19 protein-coding genes and 3 rRNA genes are annotated in these 26,457 nt (G+C 47.1%); 20 read left to right on the forward strand and 2 right to left on the reverse strand.

The features are described from left to right. From dnaA to gyrB, 6 genes are all read left to right on the forward strand, one after another. Positions 1–1,347, forward strand: a complete 1,347-nt coding sequence (dnaA, locus tag MKY85_RS00005; protein WP_339238906.1) for a chromosomal replication initiator protein DnaA — start codon at positions 1–3, stop codon at positions 1,345–1,347. A gap of 220 nt (positions 1,348–1,567) precedes the next feature. After that, complete coding sequence (gene dnaN / locus MKY85_RS00010) at positions 1,568–2,710, forward strand: DNA polymerase III subunit beta (RefSeq protein WP_017691408.1); 1,143 nt, start codon at positions 1,568–1,570, stop codon at positions 2,708–2,710. A gap of 16 nt (positions 2,711–2,726) precedes the next feature. After that, positions 2,727–2,942 (forward strand): S4 domain-containing protein YaaA, encoded by a 216-nt coding sequence (yaaA, locus tag MKY85_RS00015; RefSeq protein WP_036611994.1) that lies wholly within the window; start codon positions 2,727–2,729, stop codon positions 2,940–2,942. Positions 2,943–2,999: 57 nt separating this feature from the next. Continuing rightward, positions 3,000–4,112, forward strand: a complete 1,113-nt coding sequence (gene recF, locus MKY85_RS00020; protein ID WP_076216624.1) for a DNA replication/repair protein RecF — start codon at positions 3,000–3,002, stop codon at positions 4,110–4,112. A gap of 13 nt (positions 4,113–4,125) precedes the next feature. Further along, positions 4,126–4,374 carry an extracellular matrix/biofilm biosynthesis regulator RemA family protein gene (locus MKY85_RS00025; protein WP_017691405.1) on the forward strand — a complete coding sequence of 83 codons (249 nt, stop codon included), beginning with the start codon at positions 4,126–4,128 and terminating at the stop codon, positions 4,372–4,374. Between the two features lie 144 nt (positions 4,375–4,518). Next, positions 4,519–6,429: a DNA topoisomerase (ATP-hydrolyzing) subunit B gene (gene gyrB, locus MKY85_RS00030; protein ID WP_339238908.1), complete on the forward strand. Its 1,911-nt coding sequence runs from the start codon at positions 4,519–4,521 to the stop codon at positions 6,427–6,429. Positions 6,430–6,515: 86 nt separating this feature from the next. On the opposite strand, the gene MKY85_RS00035 is transcribed toward gyrB, so the two are convergent. Beyond that, positions 6,516–7,466, reverse strand: coding sequence for a YheC/YheD family protein (locus MKY85_RS00035; protein WP_342571519.1), 951 nt, complete (start codon positions 7,464–7,466; stop codon positions 6,516–6,518). A gap of 426 nt (positions 7,467–7,892) precedes the next feature. Between MKY85_RS00035 and gyrA the strand changes: the two genes are divergently transcribed. The 6 genes from gyrA to MKY85_RS00065 all read left to right on the forward strand — a co-directional run bounded on the left by gyrA (position 7,893) and on the right by MKY85_RS00065 (position 17,902). After that, positions 7,893–10,457 carry a DNA gyrase subunit A gene (gene gyrA / locus MKY85_RS00040; RefSeq protein WP_342571520.1) on the forward strand — a complete coding sequence of 855 codons (2,565 nt, stop codon included), beginning with the start codon at positions 7,893–7,895 and terminating at the stop codon, positions 10,455–10,457. 221 nt (positions 10,458–10,678) lie between these two features. Further along, the gene (locus tag MKY85_RS00045) at positions 10,679–11,797 is read left to right on the forward strand and encodes an HD-GYP domain-containing protein (protein ID WP_339238913.1); all 1,119 of its coding nucleotides are present in this window, start codon (positions 10,679–10,681) and stop codon (positions 11,795–11,797) included. A gap of 470 nt (positions 11,798–12,267) precedes the next feature. After that, positions 12,268–13,819, forward strand: a 16S ribosomal RNA gene (locus tag MKY85_RS00050). A 312-nt stretch (positions 13,820–14,131) separates the two neighbouring features. Further along, a 23S ribosomal RNA gene (locus MKY85_RS00055) occupies positions 14,132–17,056 on the forward strand. A gap of 76 nt (positions 17,057–17,132) precedes the next feature. Continuing rightward, positions 17,133–17,249, forward strand: a 5S ribosomal RNA gene (rrf, locus tag MKY85_RS00060). Together the 16S, 23S and 5S rRNA genes form the textbook arrangement of a ribosomal RNA operon. Before the next feature lie 212 nt (positions 17,250–17,461). Next, positions 17,462–17,902: a hypothetical protein gene (locus tag MKY85_RS00065; protein ID WP_253428854.1), complete on the forward strand. Its 441-nt coding sequence runs from the start codon at positions 17,462–17,464 to the stop codon at positions 17,900–17,902. 631 nt (positions 17,903–18,533) lie between these two features. Here MKY85_RS00065 and MKY85_RS00070 read toward each other — a convergent pair. Continuing rightward, positions 18,534–19,058 carry a hypothetical protein gene (locus MKY85_RS00070; protein ID WP_076216777.1) on the reverse strand — a complete coding sequence of 175 codons (525 nt, stop codon included), beginning with the start codon at positions 19,056–19,058 and terminating at the stop codon, positions 18,534–18,536. A 495-nt stretch (positions 19,059–19,553) separates the two neighbouring features. Between MKY85_RS00070 and MKY85_RS00075 the strand changes: the two genes are divergently transcribed. The 8 genes from MKY85_RS00075 (at position 19,554) to holB (ending at position 26,412) form a co-directional block, all read left to right on the forward strand. Further along, entirely contained in the window at positions 19,554–19,739 is a 186-nt protein-coding gene (locus MKY85_RS00075) for a sigma factor G inhibitor Gin (protein ID WP_017691396.1), read from the forward strand. Between the two features lie 254 nt (positions 19,740–19,993). Continuing rightward, a complete protein-coding gene (locus MKY85_RS00080) occupies positions 19,994–21,820 on the forward strand; it encodes an aminotransferase class I/II-fold pyridoxal phosphate-dependent enzyme (protein WP_342571521.1) in 1,827 nt (608 codons plus the stop codon). A gap of 531 nt (positions 21,821–22,351) precedes the next feature. Further along, positions 22,352–22,729 (forward strand): CidA/LrgA family protein, encoded by a 378-nt coding sequence (locus MKY85_RS00085; protein WP_342573236.1) that lies wholly within the window; start codon positions 22,352–22,354, stop codon positions 22,727–22,729. Beyond that, positions 22,699–23,391, forward strand: a complete 693-nt coding sequence (locus tag MKY85_RS00090; protein WP_339258157.1) for an LrgB family protein — start codon at positions 22,699–22,701, stop codon at positions 23,389–23,391. The genes MKY85_RS00085 and MKY85_RS00090 overlap by 31 nt, the downstream gene beginning before the upstream one ends. A gap of 216 nt (positions 23,392–23,607) precedes the next feature. After that, positions 23,608–24,255: a dTMP kinase gene (tmk, locus tag MKY85_RS00095; RefSeq protein WP_342571522.1), complete on the forward strand. Its 648-nt coding sequence runs from the start codon at positions 23,608–23,610 to the stop codon at positions 24,253–24,255. 61 nt (positions 24,256–24,316) lie between these two features. Continuing rightward, positions 24,317–24,646: a cyclic-di-AMP receptor gene (locus MKY85_RS00100; protein ID WP_017691391.1), complete on the forward strand. Its 330-nt coding sequence runs from the start codon at positions 24,317–24,319 to the stop codon at positions 24,644–24,646. A gap of 341 nt (positions 24,647–24,987) precedes the next feature. Further along, complete coding sequence (locus MKY85_RS00105; RefSeq protein ID WP_017691389.1) at positions 24,988–25,431, forward strand: YaaR family protein; 444 nt, start codon at positions 24,988–24,990, stop codon at positions 25,429–25,431. 9 nt (positions 25,432–25,440) lie between these two features. After that, entirely contained in the window at positions 25,441–26,412 is a 972-nt protein-coding gene (gene holB / locus MKY85_RS00110) for a DNA polymerase III subunit delta' (protein ID WP_342571523.1), read from the forward strand. The last annotated feature ends 45 nt before the right edge of the window (positions 26,413–26,457 follow it).

The following is a 26,457-nucleotide window of genomic DNA, read 5'->3' on the forward strand; positions in this document are numbered from 1 at the left end:
GTGGACAGCCATACTTCTGATTTATGGCAGCAAATTTTATCAATCATACAAAACAAACTCAGCAAACCCAGTTTTGATACCTGGTTCAAAGCAACCAAGGCTACCAAACTGAATGACCGCTCCATCGTCATTTCCGCACCAACTACGTTTGCCGTCGAATGGCTGGAGAGCCGTTACACCAAATTGGTCGGATCGACGGTATACGAGCTGCTTGGCAAGCAAGTCGATGTGAAATTTGTCATTGAAGAGAACAAGCCTGCTGAACCGGACCCGCAACTGCCGGCACCAACGCCAACCGTTGTACAGGAAGAAGCGGTACTCAGCATGCTGAATCCGAAATATACGTTCGATACATTTGTCATCGGGCCAGGCAACCGTTTTGCCCATGCCGCATCGCTGGCGGTCGCTGAAGCGCCCGCCAAAGCTTACAACCCTCTTTTTCTGTATGGAGGAGTAGGTCTCGGTAAAACACACTTGATGCATGCGATCGGACATTACATTCTAGAGCATGATCCAGGCAGCAAAGTTGTTTATTTGTCGTCTGAGAAATTCACGAACGAATTCATTAACTCGATCCGTGACAACCGCGGGGAGAGCTTCCGTAACAAATACCGGAGCGTCGACATTTTGCTCATTGATGATATTCAGTTCTTGGCGGGAAAAGAATCAACACAAGAGGAATTTTTCCATACGTTTAATGCGCTGCATGAGGAACGGAAGCAGATCATCATCTCCAGCGACAGACCACCAAAGGAAATTCCGACACTGGAAGAACGACTTCGTTCTCGATTTGAATGGGGGTTAATTACGGATATCCAGCCTCCTGATTTGGAGACAAGGATTGCAATCTTGCGTAAAAAGGCACGTGCGGAAAACTTGGATATTCCGAATGAAGCGATGATGTACATCGCCAACCAGATTGACACCAATATCCGTGAACTGGAAGGCGCCCTGATTCGGGTCGTTGCTTATTCTTCACTGACTAATCAAGATGTAACCACTCATCTGGCAGCTGAAGCACTGAAGGATATTATTCCTTCCAGTCGCCCCAAAATGATCACTATTCATGACATCCAACAAAAGGTCGGCGAGTACTATAGCCTTAAGCTTGAAGATTTCAAAGCACGGAAACGGACCAAGGCAGTTGCTTTCCCAAGACAGATTGCCATGTATCTCTCTCGTGAACTGACAGATTTTTCTCTGCCCAAAATCGGGGAAGCATTCGGAGGACGAGATCATACCACTGTCATACATGCTCACGAAAAAATCTCCCAAGCGATTAAAAACGATCAGGATCTCTATAAAGTTATCAACAACTTAACCGAAAAAATCAAGAATCCAACCTGAACAAGTCCCAAGCCTATGCACAACGTATACACATGTGGATAGGCTTGGGTGTACGGGTTTATACCCACTTATCCACATATTCAGTGCCCCTATTACTATTATTACTAAAAAGATCTTAAAGATATCATCTCCAAAATAGCCATTTCGGAGCTTAGCCTTCGGCCTTTGAAAAACACCTTTTAACACCCCAACACCCAAAAAATCAGCTAGGAGTGAAACCATGAAAATCAGCATAATGAAAAACTACTTAAACGATTCCATACAGCAAGTATCCAAAGCGATCTCAAGCCGTACAACGATTCCGATTCTGAGCGGTATCAAATTCGACGTGAATCATCAAGGTGTAACGTTGACAGCAAGCGACACCGATATATCCATTCAATCCTTCATCCCGCTTGAAGATGGAGATAAAAGCGTAGTTCAGGTAGATCAACCGGGCAGTGTAGTTCTACCAGCCAAGTTTTTCGTGGAGATCATTAAGAAGCTGCCATCCCAAGAAGTCCACATGGAAGTCAAAGAGAACTTCAACACCTTTATCTCCGCAGGTGCTACCGAGATTCAACTGGTAGGTCTTGATCCGGAAGAATTCCCGGTACTGCCAAGCATCGAGGAAAACCAAACGGTCTCCATTCCAGGAGATTTGCTGAAAAATATGATCAAACAAACCGTCTTCTCCATTTCCACACATGAAACAACTCCAATCCTGACAGGTGTACTCTGGAGTTTGGGTGACAACGAGTTGAAATTTGTGGCAACAGACCGCCACCGTCTTGCTACTCGTTCAGCAATGCTGGATAATGCAGAAGGTATCCGCTTCAACAACGTGGTCATTTCCGGTAAAACGCTGAACGAGCTCAGCAAAATTGTTCCGGATCAAAATACGCTTGTGGATATCGTTGTTGCAGACAATCAGGTTCTGTTCAAAATCGACCGTGTATTGTTCTACTCCCGTATTCTGGACGGAACATATCCCGATACTTCTAGAATTATTCCAACGTCATACAAAACAGAACTTGTTTTAGATACAAAAAAATTAAGTGAATCCATTGACCGGGCTTATTTGCTGTCGCGTGAAGAGAAAACAAACATTGTGCGTATGCAAACGATGGATTCAGGATCTGTTGAAATTTCTTCAAGCTCTTCCGAGCTAGGTAAAGTAAGAGAAGAAATCGAACCTGCCGAATTTACAGGAGATCCGTTAAAAATCTCGTTCAACTCCAAATACATGCTGGATGTGCTGAAAGTCGTTGAAAGTGAGCAGCTGATGATCGCTTTTACAGGAGTCATGAGTCCTATCATCTTGAAACCGCTGGATGACAGTCACAGCCTTTACGTGATATTGCCATATCGGACGACCAACTAACGAAAGGAAGATCAGAGTGAACCAAGTTACGATTCGAACGGAATATATTAAGCTTGATCAATTTTTGAAACTGGCTGATTGCATCCCAACTGGGGGTATGGCCAAAGCTTTGCTTCAGGAAGGACTTGTACGTGTGAATAAAGAGCCTGAGGAACGCCGGGGACGTAAGTTATACCCTGGGGATATCGTTGAAGTGGACGGAGAAGGCACATTCGAAGTTGCCGCAGAATAAGAAGACCAGTTCGATCCTGCTGCCTCCTGACGGACGGGATAAAAGGGAGGTTACCGCGTGTTTGTGAACAGCATTGATCTGCAGAATTTCCGCAATTATGAACATCTGAGACTGGACTCTTTTGGTCCCGTAAACTTGTTGATCGGGCAGAATGCCCAGGGCAAGACCAATCTTGCAGAGGCAATTTTTGTACTTGCACTCACCAAGAGCCACCGTACATCCCGTGACAAGGAGCTGATTCGTTTCGGTGAGGAACGTGCCAGACTTGCAGCAGAGGTCGACAAAAAGTACGGATCGGTCAAACTTGAGTTATCTTTGTCGCAACAAGGCAAAAAAGCAAAGATTAACGGCCTGGAGCAGCGCAAGCTAAGTGATTTTGTCGGAGCACTCAATGTCGTGATGTTTGCTCCGGAGGATCTGGAGATTGTAAAAGGCACACCGGGGGTCCGCCGCCGGTTTCTTGACATGGAGATCGGACAGGTCGCACCAGGTTACCTGTATCACCTGCAGCAATACCAAAAAGTGCTCGTCCAACGAAACAATTTGCTTAAGCAGCTTTGGGGACAAGGGGCATCAGCCCAGACCATGCTTGAGGTATGGAACGAACAACTGGTTGAGCATGGTGTTAAGATCGTCAAAAAAAGGAAACAATTCATAAAGAAACTGCAAAAGTGGGCAGAAACGATTCATCAGGGGATCACCGGAGGCGGGGAAGTCTTGCGCCTAGCCTACCTTCCGTCCTTCAGCGAAGCCGCTGAGGAAGATGAAGCTGTCTTAATGGACCAATTTATGATAAAATTATCACAAATGAAAGAGCAGGAGATTCGCCGAGGCACAACCCTTAGTGGGCCGCATCGGGATGACCTGTCCTTTTTCATTAACGATCGGGAAGTACAAACATATGGCTCGCAGGGGCAGCAGCGCACAACGGCGTTGTCCCTTAAACTTGCGGAAATCGAACTGATTCACGAAGAAATCGGAGAATATCCGGTCCTGCTGCTGGATGATGTTCTGTCAGAGCTGGACCCTTTTCGCCAGACGCAGCTGATCGAAACGTTCCAGAGCAAGGTGCAAACCTTTATTACAGCTACGGGGATCGAGAGCCTCAACGTTGACAAGCTCAAAGATGCCAGTATTTATCACGTTCATGCCGGACAGGTTGAACGCTAAGGAGTGAGGGCTTATGTACATTCATCTGGGCGGTGAGAAGATCATCCGTTCTTCCGAATTGGTCGCTATTTTTGATATATCAATTGAAAAATCCTCAAAGATCTCCAAGCAATATGTCACGCATGCCGAGCAGGAAAAAACCGTGGAACACATCGGTGAGGAGGAAGCCAAGTCCATTGTGGTGACCAAAAACATTGTGTACTACTCGCCAATTTCCTCAGCCACGCTGAAAAAGAGGGCTCACATTTTTCCTGATCTCTAGTAGTTCATTGGCATAAAGGTGTGTATTTTGCTGCTTGTCTTTATGTGGACAACTGGCGCTGAAATGAAGGACGTTGCCTATTTCAGCAAACATTATTAGTTAACGCATATTTACGATATTGAATCTATAGAAGTAGGTGAAAGCATGTCTATGAATCAACCGTCATATGGTGCAGATGAAATTCAGGTTCTTGAAGGACTGGAAGCCGTACGGAAACGTCCGGGGATGTATATCGGTTCCACCAGTTCCAAAGGTCTGCATCATCTGGTCTGGGAAGTAGTGGACAACAGTATCGATGAAGCGCTCGCAGGTTACTGTGACCATATCGAGGTTACTATCCATGAAGACAACAGTGTCACTGTTGTCGATAACGGACGTGGGATTCCTGTCGGTGAACATGCCAAAATGAAACGTCCTGCGCTTGAGGTCGTTATGACCGTCCTCCATGCAGGAGGTAAATTTGGTGGCGGCGGGTACAAAGTATCCGGTGGTTTGCACGGTGTAGGTGTATCCGTAGTTAATGCACTATCCGAAAAAGTTGTTGTCACAGTTAAGGTTGACGGGCATGTCTATCAACAGGAGTACCGTCGTGGAGCTCCACAATATGACCTGAAAGTAATTGGAACAACGGAAGAAACGGGAACAACGGTTAGGTTCCACCCAGACCCTGAAATTTTCACGGAAACGAGAGTTTATGATTATGACATCTTGCTTGCCCGTATTCGTGAGCTGGCATTCCTGAACAAGGGAATTGGTCTTACACTGACGGATGAGCGTACAGGTGCAACCAACTCGTTCCTGTACGAAGGCGGCATTATCGAATACGTCTCCTTCCTCAACCAGAAGCGAGAAGTACTGCATGAAACTCCAATCTACGTTGAAGGTTCCAGAGATAATATCCAGGTGGAAGTTGCCCTGCAATACAATGACAACTACACCGAGAATATCTATTCCTTCGCCAACAATATCAACACGCATGAGGGCGGAACCCATGAATCAGGTTTCAAGAGTGCCCTTACACGGATTATCAATGACTACGCCCGTAAAGCGGGGGTAATCAAAGACAGTACGGGTAACCTTTCTGGGGACGATGTGCGTGAAGGCTTGACCGCTATTATTTCGGTCAAGATTCCGGAACCGCAATTTGAAGGACAGACAAAGACCAAGCTGGGTAACAGCGAAGTTCGTGGGATTGTCGAATCCTTGTTTGCCGAGAAACTGCAGGAATTCCTAGAAGAGAATCCTTCCGTATCCCGCCGCATTTTGGAAAAAGGACTGCAAGCAGCCCGTGCGCGTGAAGCAGCCCGTAAAGCCCGGGAACTGACACGTCGTAAAGGTGCACTCGAAGTAAGCTCACTTCCGGGTAAATTGGCAGACTGTTCATCCAAGGATGCTTCAATCAGCGAATTGTACATCGTCGAAGGTGACTCTGCCGGCGGATCAGCGAAGCAAGGACGTGATCGTCATTTCCAAGCGATTTTGCCGCTGCGTGGTAAGATTCTGAACGTGGAAAAAGCTCGTCTCGACCGGATCTTGGGTAATGCGGAGATCAGGGCTATTATTACGGCGATGGGTACAGGTATTGGTGATGACTTCGATATTGCCAAAGCCCGATATCACAAAATCATTTTGATGACGGATGCCGATGTCGATGGTGCTCATATCCGAACACTGTTGCTGACATTCCTGTATCGGTACATGCGTAAAATCATTGAGGCAGGTTACGTATATATTGCACAACCGCCATTGTTCAAGATTGAGCGTAACAAAGTGATTCGTTATGCCGGTTCCGAGCAAGAGCGCGATGAAATTATTGCCACGTTCGGAGAAAATGCGAAATTTAACGTTCAGCGTTACAAAGGTCTTGGCGAGATGAATGCCGGACAATTGTGGGAAACGACGATGGATCCGGAGAGCCGGACTATGATGCAAGTATCGATCAATGATGCCATACTTGCTGATGCGATGTTTGATACCCTGATGGGGGATAACGTTGAACCGCGTCGTGACTTTATCCAGGAAAATGCGAAATACGTGAAAAACCTCGACATTTAACGATATTCGAAGAGGCGCCTGTGAGGGCGCCTTTTTATATTATTTGAATCACGGAATAGGAGGCAGAGGACTTCCGTAACCCGTGGTTAGCGACGTACACGTTTTTTGGTAGACGAGGCCTGTGCTTTGGGGGATGGACGAGAAGCCTTACTCTTTTTGGCGGGCAAACGGCCGTACGCAATTGCATAGCGTTTGATCTTCCGGTATGCCCCCTTGTCCGGGAGTAAACCAAAAGCATAAATGCCCGGCAATGTGTTGACTTCAAGAATCCAGGGACGTCCTTCTTCGTCTAGTGCAATATCAATACCAATCTCTTTGAGCCTTGGAAATGATGTCTGCAATTGCACAGCGGTATGGATACCTAGACGGTATAGCTCATTGCGGAGTTTTTTGAATCTATCCTGTTGAAGATGGGGCAGTACGAGTTCTTCAAACGTGGCCAATTGTCCACCACCATGAATGTTCGTGATAATTTTGCCCGGTGCAGCAACACGTCCCAGAATACCTGTTGTTTCCCAGTTATGTTGCAGATTTTTTTGAGTCAACACACGCAAGTCAAAAGGCAAATCTCCATGCTTCATCAGCGAGATTCCCTGTTGAATGATATAATCCCGTTCCTGAATGCGATCATTCAGTGCTCGTTCGAGTTCATCCAGGGAATGAAAGGATCTCTCCTCTGTACCGTATTGGAGATGATATGTTGTTATGAGCTGGGTAGCTCTGGAGGTAACAGCACTTGCTTCGAGTTCATCCGGAGGTGGGTTCCGATCATTGGTTTCTTCAGGAACATCTGCTTCTGTGGCGTAATCGTCGGAATTAACAACTGGTTCGTATAAACGGGTTGTTTTCACCCGCATGACCCCATTACCGTAAGTACCACGGTCCGGTTTGATATAGTTGGACTCGAATAATTCAGTCATTCGTTCCAAAGTTTGACGGCTATATTTTCGGGTGACTGGAATATATTCATTCACCATGCGACTGCGTTGTAACACAGCTGTTTTGGCCCATTTGCTGGAGACGCGTTGGATACCCAAGATCCATCAGTCCTTTCATGTTTTGTTCATTTCCAAAGAGGGAAAGACACGGAGAAATCAAAGGACAAGAGACGATTTCAGTGGTATAATAGAGAAATATGGCGTTTTGTGCGATGAGCTGCACAATTTGCAGTTTGATCGTAGGACGGGAATGGCTTTAGCCTCGATGGGCACAGTACATATGCCGTATTTCTAGCATTGTATGTGCAATTGAGGAGGAAGGCAGGGCGTATCCCCAGAGACGCAAAAGTTCCCGGAAGAAAGGCTATTGCCCAGCGGACGTTTAATTGTGTAACTTTTGTGAAAGTAATATAATAAAGAGTAGCGTTCTTGCGCGGTTTTAGCCTTGTTAGGCTTTTCACATATAATCAATTTTCTTGCATGACGGAATGGAACGTTTGTTGAAGGACAAGAAGGAGGTCCAGCATGGCGGAAGAAATGAACTCTCAGATTACAGATCGGGATATAGGCGTGGAGATGCGTGAATCGTTTATGGATTATGCGATGAGCATCATTGTTAGCCGTGCCTTACCTGACGTACGTGATGGATTGAAGCCGGTTCACCGGCGTATTCTGTACGCAATGTCAGAGCTCGGCATGACCCCCGATAAACCACATAAAAAATCAGCCAGAATCGTCGGCGAAGTTATCGGTAAGTATCACCCACACGGTGACTCTGCTGTATACGAGACGATGGTACGGATGGCACAGGATTTCTCCCTGCGCTATATGCATGTAGATGGACATGGTAACTTTGGATCGGTCGATGGCGACATGGCAGCAGCGATGCGTTATACGGAAGCTCGCTTGTCTAAGATTGCTATGGAAATGCTTAGAGATATCAACAAGGATACGATTGATTTCCAGGCGAACTATGACGGTGAAGAACATGAACCAATCGTTTTGCCTGCTCGTTTTCCTAACTTGCTTGTCAATGGGGTTGGCGGGATTGCGGTAGGTATGGCTACCAATATTCCTCCTCATAATCTGGGTGAGGTCATTGATGGTGTACAGGCCATGATTCAAAATCCGGACATTACATCCATGGAACTCATGGATTACATTCAAGGACCAGACTTCCCTACATCCGGCTACATTTTGGGCCGCTCAGGCATTCGCCAGGCGTATCAGACCGGACGTGGCTCAGTAACGATGCGGGCCAAAACCAACATCGAAGAGAATAACAACAAAGCGCGAATTATCGTTACAGAGCTGCCTTATCAGGTGAACAAGGCGAGACTCGTTGAGAAAATCGCCGAGTTGGTACGTGATAAAAAGATTGATGGCATTACCGACCTTCGTGATGAGTCTGACCGTAATGGTATGCGGATTGTAATTGAGCTTCGCAGAGACGTGAATCCGGGTGTTGTTCTGAACAACCTATACAAACACACATCGATGCAATCCACTTTCGGAATTAACATGCTTGCGATTGTGAATAAAGAACCTAAAATCCTGAACCTGCGTGAAGTGTTGTATCACTACCTGCAGCATCAGATTGAGGTTATTCGCAGACGTACGCAGTTTGAACTGAAGAAGGCTGAAGCTCGTGCACATATTCTAGAAGGCTTGCGCATTGCGCTGGATCATATCGACGAGATTATTACATTGATTCGTTCTTCCAGTAATGCAGATGCAGCCAGAGAAGGTTTGATTGAGCGCTTTTCACTCAGTCATGATCAGGCTCAAGCGATTCTCGATATGCGTTTGCAACGCCTCACAGGTCTGGAACGCGAACGTATTGAGAATGAATACAACGAACTGATGGTCAAAATTAGAGAGTATCGCGAAATTCTGGCCAATGAACATTTGGTGCTTGAAATTATCAGCACAGAGCTGCAAGAGATTCGCGACCGCTTTAGTGATGATCGTCGTACAGAGATCACTGTAGGTGAAGAGAGTATTCTGGATGAGGACCTGATTCCACGCGAAGAGGTTATCATTACGATTACCCATACAGGCTACGTGAAACGTCTGCCGGTATCCACATACCGCAGCCAGAAACGTGGTGGACGTGGGGTTGTGGGTATGGATACGAAAGATACTGACTTTGTTGAGCATCTGTTCGTAACCAACTCTCACAACTACCTCATGTTCTTTACCGACAAAGGTAAGGTGTATCGTCTCAAAGCGTACGAGATTCCAGAGCTTGGACGTACCGCACGGGGAACACCGATTATCAACCTGATCCAGATTGAGCAGGGTGAATCGGTTAATGCCGTGATTCCGGTTCAAGAATTTGAAAGTGACAGATTCTTGTTCTTTGCTACCCGTCAAGGGGTCGTGAAGAAAACGCCACTTGAGGATTACACCAATATCCGCAAAGGCGGCTTGATCGGTATTTCCTTGCGTGATGATGACATTCTAATTGATGTTAAGCTGACCGATGGACAGCAAGAGATCATTATGGGTACAGCTCACGGAATGTCTATTCGATTCTCCGAAAGTAATGTACGTTCCATGGGACGTAGTGCAACCGGGGTTAAAGGGATCACATTGGATGAACAGGATGCCGTTATCGGCATGGATGTAGTCGATAAAGATCTCGATGTTCTGATCGTTACAGCCAAAGGATACGGTAAACGTACACCTGTGAGTGACTATCGAATGCAGACTCGTGGCGGTAAAGGAATTAAGACGATTAATGTCACAGAGAAGAACGGCGCAGTAGTCAGCCTCAAGATGGTTAAAACCGAAGAGGATCTGATGATTATTACGTCTAGCGGTACGTTGATCCGGATGAGCATGGAAGGCATATCCACGATGGGTCGATACACGCAGGGTGTGAAGCTGATTCATATTCGTGACGAAGATTCAGTAGCTACAGTCAGCCGGATTGACAAAAATGAAGAAGAACCAGACGATGAGTCACTTGAAGGCATGGAAGGCGGGGAAGCCCAAGCTCCGGCAGTAAGCCTGGAAGAAGGACCCCTTTCTGACGCGGATGCAGATGCTGAAGTTGAGGACGACGATTCCGGTTCGGAAGCATAAACCTAGAATGTTATAAACCGATCTCTTGGAGATTGGAAAAAGATTGCGAGGGCTCCCACTGGGAGCCCTTTTGTTGTATAAAGGGATCTCTTCTTCTATTCTTTCGAATCTAGGATGTACAGCCTCATTTCTGAGTAATATAATGGGAAATATCATGAAAAACCGGGACTATGGTCTTGTTTGTTATTAACATAGAAGAACGATGAGTGAGGGGAATATACATGGGACTTATCACCCTGTCAGAAGTCAAACCAGGACTCAAACTTGGGAGTGATGTGCAAACGCTTCGTGGCAACGTTTTGCTTCAGAAGGGCAAAGTCATTTTACCCAAGGATATGGAAGTGCTCAAAGCCTTTATGATTCACCAGGTGGATATTGAGCACGAGAGAATGGGATCAAGTAATACAGGAACCAAGGGTGCATCTGCGTCTGCAGGAAGTACAGCAAACGAGAAGAATGGTGAACGGACAGCGAAGACAGGGAATGTCAGCACAGCCCCTGTAACAACGTCTCTACAGGATGAGTATGAAAAGATGGTAGGACTGACCAAAAATGCGTTCTTGTCCTCTCTGGCGGCTGAATTGCCTGTATATGAGCTGCGTACACAGTTAGAGGCTGTGTTTGCACATCTCAAACAATATAATGTGCTTACCTTCAGTCCACGAGTAATGCAAGAACATGATTATGTGTATCACCATGCTGTACTGAGTGCAATCACATCCTACCAACTGGCCCAGTGGATAGATCTTCCCTCCAAGGATTGGATGCAAGTCGCGTTTGCAGGCTTGTTCCATGATATTGGTAATAACAAAGTAGATCCGCAAATTCTCCATAAGCCTTCTACGTTAACCGTTACAGAGCAGAATGAGATCCGGCAGCACACCAAATATGGTTACCAGATTCTTAAACAGGCAAAGGCTATTAATGAGGGCGCCAGACTTGCTGCTTTGCAGCATCATGAAAAAGTTGACGGATCAGGTTATCCGTTGCAGCTTAGTGGGACGCAGATTCATATTTACGCTAAAATCGTAGCTATCGCTGATATTTTCCACGCCATGACACTGGAGAAGATTTACCGTAAGGCACAATCACCGTATCTAGTTCTAGAACAGATCCAGAGTGAGGCATTTGGAAAATTGGATCCTGCAATTGTACGTGTATTTGTTCAACGATCAACCCAGATCCATAATGGCATCCGAGTAAAACTCAGCAATAACCAGATTGGAGAGATCGTATTCTCTGATCGAGATCATCCTACACGGCCTATGGTGTCAGTAGAAGGAACGATCATTAACCTAATGCAGCAAAGGCAGCTTCACATCCAAGAGGTTATCGGTTAACTATAGATATTAGGGCATTTTGAGGAGAGGGTCTTTCTTTTATAGAGAGGCCTTTTCGTTCTGAGATATATATGAATTGTAGATATACAAGAAAAGATTATTAAGAGAATGTATAATTCGATCAAAAAAAGACTTGCAATCAAAATCTGTACATGGTATATTCTAATTCCGGCCAAGAAAACACGGCTTACACAGTGCGGCAAGCAAATCAAATAAGCTTCGAAAGAAACTTAAAAAAAGAGCTTGCAAAGTTGGTTCGGATGTGATAAGATATAAAAGTTGCTGAAGAGAACAACGTTCGGTCACGAAACAAGTTTGATCTTTGAAAACTGAACAACGAGTGAGTAAACATTCTGCTTGCAGAATGAACGCGAAAGTTTGAAACAAGCCTTGGCTTGAATCGACTGGAGCACAATTGAGATTTTTAATCTCGTCAGATTCAAAATGAGCTTATCGCTCTTTTCAATACTTTATTGGAGAGTTTGATCCTGGCTCAGGACGAACGCTGGCGGCATGCCTAATACATGCAAGTCGAGCGGAGTTGATAAGAAGCTTGCTTCTTTGAGACTTAGCGGCGGACGGGTGAGTAACACGTAGGCAACCTGCCCTCAAGTTTGGGACAACTACCGGAAACGGTAGCTAATACCGAATAATTGTTTTCTTCGCCTGAAGGAAACTGGAAAGACGGAGCAATCTGTCACTTGGGGATGGGCCTGCGGCGCATTAGCTAGTTGGTGGGGTAACGGCTCACCAAGGCGACGATGCGTAGCCGACCTGAGAGGGTGATCGGCCACACTGGGACTGAGACACGGCCCAGACTCCTACGGGAGGCAGCAGTAGGGAATCTTCCGCAATGGGCGAAAGCCTGACGGAGCAATGCCGCGTGAGTGATGAAGGTTTTCGGATCGTAAAGCTCTGTTGCCAGGGAAGAACGCTTGGGAGAGTAACTGCTCTCAAGGTGACGGTACCTGAGAAGAAAGCCCCGGCTAACTACGTGCCAGCAGCCGCGGTAATACGTAGGGGGCAAGCGTTGTCCGGAATTATTGGGCGTAAAGCGCGCGCAGGCGGTCATTTAAGTCTGGTGTTTAATCCCGGGGCTCAACCCCGGATCGCACTGGAAACTGGGTGACTTGAGTGCAGAAGAGGAGAGTGGAATTCCACGTGTAGCGGTGAAATGCGTAGATATGTGGAGGAACACCAGTGGCGAAGGCGACTCTCTGGGCTGTAACTGACGCTGAGGCGCGAAAGCGTGGGGAGCAAACAGGATTAGATACCCTGGTAGTCCACGCCGTAAACGATGAGTGCTAGGTGTTAGGGGTTTCGATACCCTTGGTGCCGAAGTTAACACATTAAGCACTCCGCCTGGGGAGTACGGTCGCAAGACTGAAACTCAAAGGAATTGACGGGGACCCGCACAAGCAGTGGAGTATGTGGTTTAATTCGAAGCAACGCGAAGAACCTTACCAGGTCTTGACATCCCTCTGATCGATGCAGAGATGTATCTTTCCTTCGGGACAGAGGAGACAGGTGGTGCATGGTTGTCGTCAGCTCGTGTCGTGAGATGTTGGGTTAAGTCCCGCAACGAGCGCAACCCTTGATCTTAGTTGCCAGCATTTCGGATGGGCACTCTAAGGTGACTGCCGGTGACAAACCGGAGGAAGGTGGGGATGACGTCAAATCATCATGCCCCTTATGACCTGGGCTACACACGTACTACAATGGCCGGTACAACGGGCTGTGAAGCCGCGAGGTGGAACGAATCCTAAAAAGCCGGTCTCAGTTCGGATTGCAGGCTGCAACTCGCCTGCATGAAGTCGGAATTGCTAGTAATCGCGGATCAGCATGCCGCGGTGAATACGTTCCCGGGTCTTGTACACACCGCCCGTCACACCACGAGAGTTTATAACACCCGAAGTCGGTGGGGTAACCGCAAGGAGCCAGCCGCCGAAGGTGGGATAGATGATTGGGGTGAAGTCGTAACAAGGTAGCCGTATCGGAAGGTGCGGCTGGATCACCTCCTTTCTATGGAGAATCGTTTCCCGCGTGGAAACATTCAAATATGCAGCTCAGCTGCAAACTACTCACTCGTTGCTCAGTTTTGAGAGCTCAAACTCTCAAACAGCTTGCTTTTGCATGGAGCTTGTTCTTTGAAAACTAGATATCGAAACGAAACAAACGCGAATTAGAACATTCCTTTTTAGCTGAACTTGTGTATAACAAGTTTCAATAAAAACGGTAGTTAATTGCTGTTGCGATGGTATCGAGTGGGAGCGACTTTTGGCTTTGGACGCAGTCCAAAACAAGGGAAGCGAGCGATCGAAACCGGAGCAATTTGGTTAAGCTACTAAGAGCACACGGAGGATGCCTAGGCGCTAGGAGCCGATGAAGGACGTGGCGAACAACGAAACTGCCTCGGGGAGCTGTAAGCAAGCTTTGATCCGGGGGTGTCCGAATGGGGAAACCCAGCTGGGGTAATTTCCAGTTACTCATAACTGAATACATAGGTTATGTAGAGGCATACCAGGGGAACTGAAACATCTAAGTACCCTGAGGAAGAGAAAACAATAGTGATTCCGTCAGTAGCGGCGAGCGAACGCGGAGAAGCCCAAACCAGAGAGCTTGCTCTTTGGGGTTGTGGGACGTCTCACATGGAGTTACAAAGGAGTCAGTTAAACGAAGAGGTCTGGAAAGGCCCGCCAAAGAAGGTAAAAGCCCTGTAATTGAAAGTTGACTCTCTCCGAGACGGATCCCGAGTAGTGCGGGGCACGTGAAACCCCGTATGAATCCGGCAGGACCATCTGCCAAGGCTAAATACTTCCTAGCGACCGATAGTGAAGCAGTACCGTGAGGGAAAGGTGAAAAGCACCCCGGAAGGGGAGTGAAATAGAACCTGAAACCGTGTGCTTACAAAAAGTCAGAGCCCGTTTTAGGGGTGATGGCGTGCCTTTTGTAGAATGAACCGGCGAGTTACGTTCCCGTGCAAGGTTAAGGTGAAGAGCCGGAGCCGCAGCGAAAGCGAGTCTGAATAGGGCGATGTAGTACGTGGACGTAGACCCGAAACCGGGTGATCTACCCCTGTCCAGGGTGAAGGTGCGGTAACACGCACTGGAGGCCCGAACCCACGCACGTTGAAAAGTGCGGGGATGAGGTGGGGGTAGCGGAGAAATTCCAATCGAACTCGGAGATAGCTGGTTCTCCCCGAAATAGCTTTAGGGCTAGCCTCGGAAAACAGAGTCGTGGAGGTAGAGCACTGATTGGGTGCGGGGCCCGCAAGGGTTACCAAGCTCAGTCAAACTCCGAATGCCATAGACTTACTTCCGGGAGTCAGACAGTGAGTGCTAAGATCCATTGTCAAAAGGGAAACAGCCCAGACCATCAGCTAAGGTCCCCAAGTGTGTGTTAAGTGGGAAAGGATGTGGAGTTGCACAGACAACCAGGATGTTGGCTTAGAAGCAGCCACCATTGAAAGAGTGCGTAATAGCTCACTGGTCGAGTGACTCTGCGCCGAAAATGTAACGGGGCTAAACACACCACCGAAGCTATGGCTTGATGCTTGCATCAGGGGTAGGGGAGCGTTGTATAAGGGTTGAAGGTGTACCGTAAGGAGCGCTGGACATTATACAAGTGAGAATGCCGGTATGAGTAACGAAAAGATCAGTGAGAATCTGATCCGCCGAAAGCCTAAGGGTTCCTGAGGAAGGCTCGTCCGCTCAGGGTAAGTCGGGACCTAAGGCGAGGCCGAAAGGCGTAGTCGAAGGACAACAGGTCGAAATTCCTGTACCACCGTAAGCCGTTATGAGCAATGGGGGGACGCAGTAGGGTAGTGACGCGGACTGATGGATGTCCGTCTAAGCAGTGAGGCTGATGTGTAGGCAAATCCGCACATTGTAAGGCTGAGCTGTGATGGGGAGCGAAAATTGTAGTAGCGAAGGTCATGATCTCACACTGCCAAGAAAAGCCTCTAGCCAGGTGAAGGTGCCCGTACCGCAAACCGACACAGGTAGGCGAGAAGAGTATTCTAAGGCGCGCGGAAGAACTCTCGTTAAGGAACTCGGCAAAATGACCCCGTAACTTCGGGAGAAGGGGTGCCCCGGTAGTGTGAATAGCACGAGGGGGCCGCAGTGAAAAGGCCCAAGCGACTGTTTAGCAAAAACACAGGTCTGTGCGAAGCCGTAAGGCGAAGTATACGGGCTGACGCCTGCCCGGTGCTGGAAGGTTAAGGGGAGTGGTTAGGAGCAATCCGAAGCTGTGAACCGAAGCCCCAGTAAACGGCGGCCGTAACTATAACGGTCCTAAGGTAGCGAAATTCCTTGTCAGGTAAATTCTGACCCGCACGAATGGCGTAACGACTTGGGCGCTGTCTCAACGAGAGATCCGGTGAAATTTTAATACCTGTGAAGATGCAGGTTACCCGCGACAAGACGGAAAGACCCCATGGAGCTTTACTGCAGCTTGATATTGAATTTGGGTACGATCTGTACAGGATAGGTGGGAGCCTTTGAAGTGGGAGCGCAAGCTTCCATGGAGGCAACGTTGGGATACCACCCTGATCGTATCTAGGTTCTAACCTGGTACCGTAATCCGGTGCGGGGACAGTGTCAGGTGGGCAGTTTGACTGGGGCGGTCGCCTCCTAAAGAGTAACGGAGGCGCCCAAAGGTTCCCTCAGAATGGTTGGAAATCATTCGAAGAGTGCAAAGGCATAAGGGAGCTTGACTGCGAGACCTACAAGTCGAGCAGGGACGAAAGTCGGGCTTAGTGATCCGGTGGTACCGCATGGAAGGGCCATCGCTCAACGGATAAAAGCTACCCTGGGGATAACAGGCTTATCTCCCCCAAGAGTCCACATCGACGGGGAGGTTTGGCACCTCGATGTCGGCTCATCGCATCCTGGGGCTGAAGTAGGTCCCAAGGGTTGGGCTGTTCGCCCATTAAAGCGGTACGCGAGCTGGGTTCAGAACGTCGTGAGACAGTTCGGTCCCTATCTGTCGTGGGCGTAGGAAATTTGAGAGGAGCTGTCCTTAGTACGAGAGGACCGGGATGGACGTACCGCTGGTGTACCAGTTGTTCCGCCAGGAGCACCGCTGGGTAGCTATGTACGGACGGGATAAACGCTGAAAGCATCTAAGCGTGAAGCCCCCCTCAAGATGAGATTTCCCAGTATGTAAGACCCCTTGAAGACGACGAGGTAGATAGGCTGGGGGTGGAAGTGCAGCAATGCATGGAGCTGACCAGTACTAATCGGTCGAGGGCTTATCCAATAGCAAGTTGTAGTTCGCATGTTTCGTTTCGAATCTAGTTTTCAGAGAACAACCACTCTGAAATGTAAGCTACGCGTTTGGTGGCGATGGCGGAGGGGTTCCACACGTACCCATCCCGAACACGACCGTTAAGCCCTCTAGCGCCGATGGTACTTGGACCGCAGGGTCCTGGGAGAGTAGGACGCCGCCAAGCGAAGAACCACTGCCGATGTTATTCGGTGGTGGTTTTTATTTGTTTATAAGGATTAGAGATGATGAGCGGAAGCTCTAACATGATCGTCAAATGAAGGTAACATTTTTGTTACGGATAACAGCGGCAAAACCAGTATAATAGGACTATGTTAAATATGCTAAAAGTACCTGACCACAGAGCTGGAATGTGCAGCTGTGAAAAGGAGGGTGTGTGTGTTAAGTTGGCGGAGACTTGGACTACAATCAATTCTGTTGCTTTGTTTGACCGTTGTTCTGGCAGGATGCGGTGAAGCTTCAGGATCTGTATGGACTTCATATGAAGGTGCGGTGAACGAGAAGAGTTTCCCGGTGCCTAAAGTAGCGAATAAATCTGACCAGTCCGAGAACAATTCGGATATGGACTATGTTCGATATACGCTGTCTGGTATTAGTGAGAGCACTAGCTTGCCTGAGGTATATCTAGACGAGATTAAAAGCTGGGGTTGGACAGAGAGGCAAGCCAAGGGTACATCCAATGAATCCAGTACCTTGCGAGTATTTGCAAAGGAAGGACATACTGTGCATTTAGCAGTACATGATGGATCCTTTACACTAATGGTTCCTAGAAATGATGCTACTCAAACGACAGTTAAATCATTGGCTGAAGACGATTGAGCTGCTACGTGTAAGATTGGATATGAAAATTAACGCTGTGATGTTCCTTATATAGTAAAGCTCCCGTGTACATGATAGGGGGCTTTTTGTTATTTTACGAAGTAGGCTGCAATCGTGATCGGAGTACCTAGTGTGTAATGCAAGAGAAGCCATAAAGGTAAAGAGGATTAGGAGTAGATATTGTGGTACAGAAAGGCGAGTATATGCGCTTGAACTATTATAGGGGTGTGCTGAGCTTTTAAAGGTAGAGGACGAGAGATGTAGTTATATAAAGGTATGGGGTAGATTGAATGGTTAATGGAAGGCTAGGCTAGAAGGGAGATAGAGGATCGCTCATAGGAGTAAAGTATACGAGATATTTGGAGTTAAAGGATATGGAACAGCAGATGAAAAAGTGGAGAAGAATGGAGTCTGTCATGGGGATAACTAATTTAGCCATACCCAGACTGTGGATAAGGGACAGGAAGGGAACAAAACATAAAGGTTATCCACTGTGGATAACCTTTGTTTGATCATGTGAGGCTGAGCCAGCTGGACGATACGAGCTCTTTTTTAACAAATATCCGAGGGGCTCAGGCCATTATGTATTACAGGTGAATGAGATACTGCACTATTGGATGAACGAAGGGTATTATTGCAGATAATATGAGACATCTTGTTCATTTAATTTGATGAGTCCATCTTTGCGCTCGCGGGAGAGTACCATGACAACATATAAGCGAGGACCCAGCAACCACAAATGCCAGAAGATCAGCGAGAGGGTGAAGGACAATGGGGACCATATCAAACATACTGTAATGATACATAGTCCAATCCAGCTCATGTTAAGGTGTACCCGGACAAACATACGGAAGCTGAAATGCTGATCAGGGATATAACCTAACCAAGGCATACGCAGATTCCAGCGCCACCGTTTGGCGTAAGAGGTACGTACCAAAAGTAATATTGTTCTGGCAATGACATAATGAATCCAAATGGTGATTGGGCCTGCCAGTACAAAAAAGAAGAGGCCAGTCCAAGAGAATGCAAGTAGATTGAATAAAAGCATGATGACCGGCAAACAAAGATAACTATAGATGACACTGCGGGCGATAGCCTTTTTTTTCAGAAGCCGGTATTGATAAAATGTTGCTTTATTCTCCGGTTCGGCGATCATACGTTTATATATCCTCCTTCAAATTCACGTTTGTGTGGGATAGGTATTTGTTTTCTTATACGTGTAAAAGGGAATGCATTATGTATGTATATATGAACCTTGTCTATCACGCCATGACGATTGTACAAGATATTGAGATTCGACTGAGCTTATCTCAGTATACTCTCGAATGCATGGACTGTCAGGCTTTGATATCGTTATCATGTATTATATATCGGCTGAGATTCCAAGTTTTTTTAAGAAATTTGAATATAAGTTTTGAGCCATACTAAGGGATACGTGATTTTGAGGGAAATGCGATGGATGCAGGATAACAGTGTAGACATAAGTAGATGAATGCTCCTGATCAGAAGATGAATGTATTTTTCGGTACAGACACCCCGGAGGGGGTGGGCGAATATATATATTTTATAGAAAGAAAGCACTATGAAAATGTATAAAATAATAGAAACTGTGCAATACTGATAGTAAACGTAAAACAAGGTGGGATGGTTCATGGAAGAACATGCCGAACACACATGTATTATCTGCGAGCAAAGAAAAAGAGAAGGCATTTTTATTGTATCTGAATTCATATGTGACACTTGTGAAGCAGAAATGGTTCATACCGATGCGCAGGATGCCAAGTACAATTATTTTATTCATCAAATGAAGCAAATTTGGGTACAAAAAAACGCATAATGCATATTGCTAATAGAAGTAGAAGCGAAACATCACGCTGTAAAGATGCTGATGTGTATAGAGGCCCATTGGGCCTTTTTCTGTTTTTAGGAGAGAGAGTCTTGTCTGCCATTTAAGGAAGGCGTATGCTGATATAATGATATCGAAAATTTGCAGCAGCGCGTGTGGAGATGGGGAAGAATGGCGTTCCTTGGATTAAGAAGCATGTGGGAGCGCACCGGGCGCACATTATATATGTACAGGATGGTTATTTCATGGAACATAAAAATAAATCAAGTAGAGCCCCTTTATATGAAGCGTTGCTTGCGTATCGTGATTCGAAGCAGCGTTCTTTTCATGTGCCTGGGCATAAGAATGGACAAGCTTACCGACATTTGCTGAAACCAGCAGAAGAAGGACAATCCCCCGTTAAGGATATTGTTAATGAGGAACACCAGCACAACGGAGATATTCAGAGCGAAGCGGGAAGAAATGTAAATAGAAGGATAGAGCAACTTAGTTTAGTGGAGAACGATGGGGATACCATAGGGAATGGGGAACGACTCAGCGATGAAGCGACTCATTCGGAGACAGGATTAGGACCGGATCGTTCATTCCTGGAGATGATGGAGATGGATGTTACAGAGATTACGGGCACCGACGATTTGCATCATGCGGAAGGTGTGATCCAGGAAGCACAGGAGCTTGCGGCAGATTGTTTTGGTGCAGAGGAGAGTTTCTTCCTTGTGGGGGGAAGTACGGCTGGTAATCTGTCCTTACTTCTTACTGTGTGTGATGAGCCGAACAGTATTGTGCTGGTGCAGCGGAATGTACATAAATCCGTTATTCACGGGTTAATGCTAGCCGGCGCAAGAGCTGTATTTCTGGAGCCGTGGGTCGATCCAGCGTCTGGACTTGCGGTCATGCCGTCGGTTGAGACGGTTCAGGCTGCTGTCCAGTCCTATCCTGAGGCAAAGGGCGTACTTGTCACTTTGCCCAATTACTACGGCATGGGCGCTGATCTGACGCCCATTGCCGAGGTATGCCACGTTGCTGGCATGCCATTGCTCGTAGATGAAGCGCATGGCGCGCATTATGGGCAGCATCCGGAGCTGCCTGTTTCTGCACTGTCATGCGGAGCAGACGGTGTCGTGCAGTCGACGCATAAGATGCTGTCGGCCTTCACCATGGGTGCGATGCTGCACATCCAGGGACCACGATTAAACCGGTCCCTGTTAAGGCAGCGCCTGTCCATGGTGCAAAGCTCAAGCCCATCATACCCGGTGATGGCTTCGCTTGATCTGGCGCGCCGGCTCCTGCATGTGCAGGGCGTGGACACGTTCACGGCGGGGCTCGCCGCTGTGAACGCCTTTAAGCGCGGCCTCGCGGAGCTGCCGCGCTTCCAGTTGCTGCAGCCTGTACAGCCGCTGCAGCCAGAACCGCCAGCCGGAACAGCGAAGCCGGCTGGTATGTCCGTGTCCGCTGCACAGCAGACACGGGAGGGCCTGACCGCGGCGGCGATGCCATCTGCCGCGGGGTATACCGCTCAGGACCCATTCAAGGCCGTCATCTATGACGGCGCAGGGGTGCTGAGCGGTTATGGGCTACAGCAGCAGCTGGAAGCATGCGGCTGTGTGCCCGAGATGAGCGACGAACGGTACGTCGTCTTGCTCTTCAGCCTGGGCTCAACGGTGCAAGATGCTCAGCACCTGTTGCAGGCTTTACACCATATCAGCTCTGCCAATGGGCATGAGCAGGTCCAATCTAATGCAGAGACATCACATCAGCTCGTGAAAGATTCTGCGCATTATATTTCCACGTGGAACAATTTACAAGAAAACACTGGTTATTCCGAACCGATCTCCTTCACAATGCAACCAATTGTGGAGGCGGATACGATCTATGTCCCGATAGAAGAAAGTGCAGGCTGTCGATCAGCCGAGATGGTTACTCCATACCCTCCAGGGATTCCGCTTGTCTATCCAGGTGAACGTCTAAGTCCAACGATGGTGGATCGTATACAACTCCTGCGTAATGAAGGAGCGAAGTTTCACGGGGTATCAGATGCATCGCTACAGGTATTAAAGGTCATGAAGGATTGATAAATACACATATGAAGTTTTGAATTACATTTACCAACGGTAGTCTGTATGACCAATACGGTTAGTGATACCGGACCCTACACATGTGAGGGTCTCTTGGTCATTAATCTAGTTGCTATCTTCCAACTCAGGCATGCAATATGTTGAAGGATGTTAGGGTCCAACATTTTGAAGTCAAGGATTGCTGATCCTGGCGAATTGTCCAGACGATATTCTAAGGAACCGGAGACTTGTTATTAACTCAAATCACCTAATAAACACGCTGTAAACGACTGGTTATACCAATATAGCATCTTTCAGACTCCTTAGATTGCTGCGGTGCGGGCGCTTCAAATCGCTGAATAAGACGCCACAGGGTCGTTAGCGCTCCCACTACGAGTTCTGCTCCAGACACGTTCAGTTACGTTCCGGCTTTCGGCAGGTAAGGAGACACGCTCTAGTTCAGCTTATACAGATAGACATAAGAAAGAAGGGAACACTTTGGGTATTCCGCTAAAAAAATATACAGGAATAGTCCTGCAAGTTTTGTTAATGTACGGTTTTTACTGGATTGGCAACCTCATTCAAACTCTATTACATCTACCGTTAACAGGAAGTATTGTGGGTATGCTGGTTTTGTTCATTGCCATTCAACTGGGATGGGTCAAAATGAGCTGGGGAGAAGAAGGGTCAACGTGGCTTCAATCCCATTTGCAATTATTGTTCATTCCACCTACTGTGGGCATCATTAATCATTTTGATTTTTTTAGAGCTAACACATTATTATTAGTCCTTGGTTTGATCGTTAGCACATTAATCACATGTCTGATATCTGCCAAATTAAGTGAGTGGCTCATGATATGGAGATCGTCTCATACAGGTAAAAAGGAGGCGATCACTTGTCAGCATTCATCCTCGGAATTGGAATGATCGCGCTAACTATCGCTGTATATATTCCAGCCACTCGTCTATATAAAAGGCTGAAATGGCCGATACTTATGCCTGTACTCACAACGACTGCCATCCTGATCCTGATCTTGGTGATTTCCGGTATCAAGCTGGAAACGTATATGCTAGGTGGCAAATGGATACAGGAACTCTTGGGCCCAGCAGTTGTATCTCTCGCGTTTCCCTTGTCCAGACATCTGCATGTGCTGAAGCAAAATATCATTCCAATTGTGGGCGGAACGATCGGAGGCAGTATTACAGGGGTGTCCACAGGTGCTTTAATCGCCATTCTTCTGGGGTATCCTCAAGAGATGGTCATTGCTTTATTGCCAAAATCCGTGACGACTCCTGTTGCTATTCAACTTGCTAATCAGGTTGGAGGGAATGCCTCATTCACATCGCTGTTTGTGATGATTGCAGGATTCTCTGGGATATTACTGGGGCCGATGCTCCTGAAATGGGCCAAAGTCCGCAGTAAACATGCCTACGGAATTGGATTGGGTTCAGCATCTCATGCCCTCGGCATGGCAAGGTCTGTTGAATATGGAGAGAATGCTGTAGCCCTCAGTTCAGTATCCATGATTGTAAGTGCTATTGCCGGATCAATGATGCTTCCATTATGGGTATGGATCATCTACGGTTGACGCTTTACTTTGTTGTTCATGTTGGAGTAACTGCTGACCTATAGTATTATAGAAAGAAACAAGCTTGTATGATCTTGGTGTTATTAATACGTAACGATATAGCTGTAGCTATACACCTCTGGGCGGGGGATATCATATCCTGTAGCAAGAGGGTCAAAGCATTTTCAATTACAGCAGCAATAGATGCAATTATCGACATAGAAAGCAGGGAAGCATATGCAGGGCAGAGGTAAATTCATTACGCTGGAAGGGGGAGAGGGTTCCGGTAAAACAACGATGATTGGTAGAATAGGTTCTTATTTTGAAGAACGGGGTCTACCTTACGTAGTTACGCGAGAGCCTGGCGGAATTGAGATTGCGGAGAAAATACGTTCAATTATCCTGGACCCTCTTCATACGGCAATGGATGCTCGAACCGAAGCGCTATTGTATGCAGCTGCACGCAGCCAGCATCTGGCGGAGAAGGTAGAGCCTGCGCTGAAAGCTGGAAAAGCAGTCATCTGTGACCGATTTGTCGATAGCAGTCTGGTCTATCAAGGATATGCCCGTGGACTCGGGATAGAGAATGTATGGGCTATTAATCGCTTTGCGATCGGTGATCTTATGCCGGATGTGACCTTATATCTGGACATCGAGCCTGAATTGGGGCTTGCACGGATCGACGCTCATGATGGCCGCGAGGTGAACCGTCTGGATCTGGAGAATCTGGAGTTTCACCATAAAGTGCGAGAGGGTTATTTCCTATTAAAAGAGCAGTTCCCGGAACGAATCAGAGTTATTGATGCTTCCATGAAGCAGGAGGATGTCTTGGCAGCGATGATTTTGTCGCTGGAGACAGGGATTTTGAAGGATTTTGACGAGTAATTGTCTAATATATAGACAGGGCATTTAATAAAGGTGCTTATTCTGAAGGAGGTTATGCAGGATGAAACTGATTGTTGCGATTATACAGGATAAAGACAGCAACCGATTATCCAGCGCATTGGTCAAAGCAAACTTTCGGGCAACGAAGTTGGCCAGTACGGGTGGATTTTTGAAGGCAGGCAACACGACGTTTATGATCGGTGTCGATGATGGTCAAGTCGAGTCCGTAATGAACGTCATTCGCAGCAGCTGTAAGGTTCGTGAACAGCTCGTGACTCCGGTCACACCGATGAGTGGAACAACCGACTCTTACCTGCCGCTACCTGTTGAAGTTCAAGTAGGTGGAGCTACTGTATTTGTTCTCCCGGTAGATCGCTTCGAACACTTCTAAACTTTTTGCATGAATCATCCCATGAGGGTCTTTCATGATCAATAGCATGTTGGAAACGATGGATGCAAGCAGATTTAAAAGAAGTTCGTGTGTGCCACTTATGGAACCGCCTTTTTTGATCATAAGAATTGGCACACTCTTTCCGAATGAACATTTTCTAGCTGGGGAATGCTCATTCGGAAAGAGGTTGACTACAAACAACAAGTCCTTAATGGTGATGTATATCTACCATTTATATAGAGTGTGATCAGCATATATAGAAGCCTCATCCTCACGCACAGGCGCAACGCGCACTGTGCTGATGGGCGATTAGCTAACTTTGATAGAAAGCGGGCGTATCCATGAAAATCAATCCTGGATTCAGACCGATTCAGAGCGGGATCAGTTCTACTGATTCAGGCTCCAAACCGGTTCAATCCAAAAATTTCTCTGATATGATGAACCACCAGGGTGAACGGGCCTCACAAGCTGAACTGAATCGCCGGTTTAGTGAAATCCAGCTTCAAGGTGATCGCCTGGCACGTTCCATGACGATTCGTGAACTGAAGGCGTATAAGCAACTTGTTAAAAGGTTCCTGGAAGAGACCGTTCGTCGCGGTGTATCCATGAAAGAGACAAGGGGTTGGGATCGTCGTGGCAGAGGCAAGCGTTATAAGCTTATTGATGAAATTGACTCCGCTCTGTTATCCATGGCAGATGAATTGCTGGATACAGAAGAAGGAAAAATCTCTCTATTGCAACAAGTAGGCGAAATTCGGGGGATGCTTATTAATTTAAGCTTCTGAGGAGGAAGTATGTCCTTTCAACAGATTATGGGTCAACAAGCGGCCAAGCAAATGTTACAAAGCAGTTTGAGACGTCAGGCAATAAGCCACGCGTATTTATTTAGCGGTCCAGCGGGAAGCGGGCAACGGAAGACGGCAATTACCTTTGCCAAGGCAATCTTCTGTACAGAACTTGAAGATGACGCGTGCGGGCAGTGTCTTGAATGTCGTAAGGTGGATCATGGTAACCATCCGGATCTAACCATGCTTGCACCAGATGGAAACAACATTAAAATAGATCAAATCCGGGATCTGCAGCGTATCTTTTCATACCGATCAGAGGCAGGTCATCCCAAAGTATATATTATAGAACAAGCCGAGAAAATGACGGTGCAGGCAGCAAACAGTCTGTTGAAATTTCTGGAGGAACCGCAGGTACCGGCAGTTGGCATCCTGATTACAGATAATGGACAGGCCATGTTGCCTACGATTCGTTCACGCTCCCAATTGGTGCCGTTCAGTGCACTGAATCCGGAAGAGATGCTGCAATCACTAATTGAGGAAGGGCACCCTGCCAATCTGGCTCGCTCTGCCGTCCATTTAGCGTCAGGATTGGAAGCATGTAGAGAAATTCTCCAGCAGAATTGGTTTGCAGAAATTAGAAACGTAATGTTACAATTAGGGAAGGAGTCCCTGGGTAGAGGAAGTACATCATTGATCTCTGCACAGCAGAAGCTTTTTAAAACCGGACTCTCTGAACACCTGGACATGTTACTCAGTTTGTTCCATCTATGGTTTAGGGACATGCTGTATGTTCAGTACGGTAGGCATGAACATATCGTTTTTATAGATCAGTTAGACATGCTATCTCAGTTGGCACATACCCGCAGCACAGAACAGTGGGTTTCCTATATGGATCTGGCCGCAGCATGCAGAAAAAAATTGCGTTTTAACGTCAATGGCCAGCTTTGTCTGGAGCAATTTTTGATCGGTTTGGCATAAGACTGGGAGAGGGATAAGTTAGTTCCAATCATATGCAAACGGTTA

The organism is Paenibacillus sp. FSL R5-0749, assembly GCF_038595085.1.
Classification (GTDB): Bacteria; Bacillota; Bacilli; order Paenibacillales; family Paenibacillaceae; genus Paenibacillus.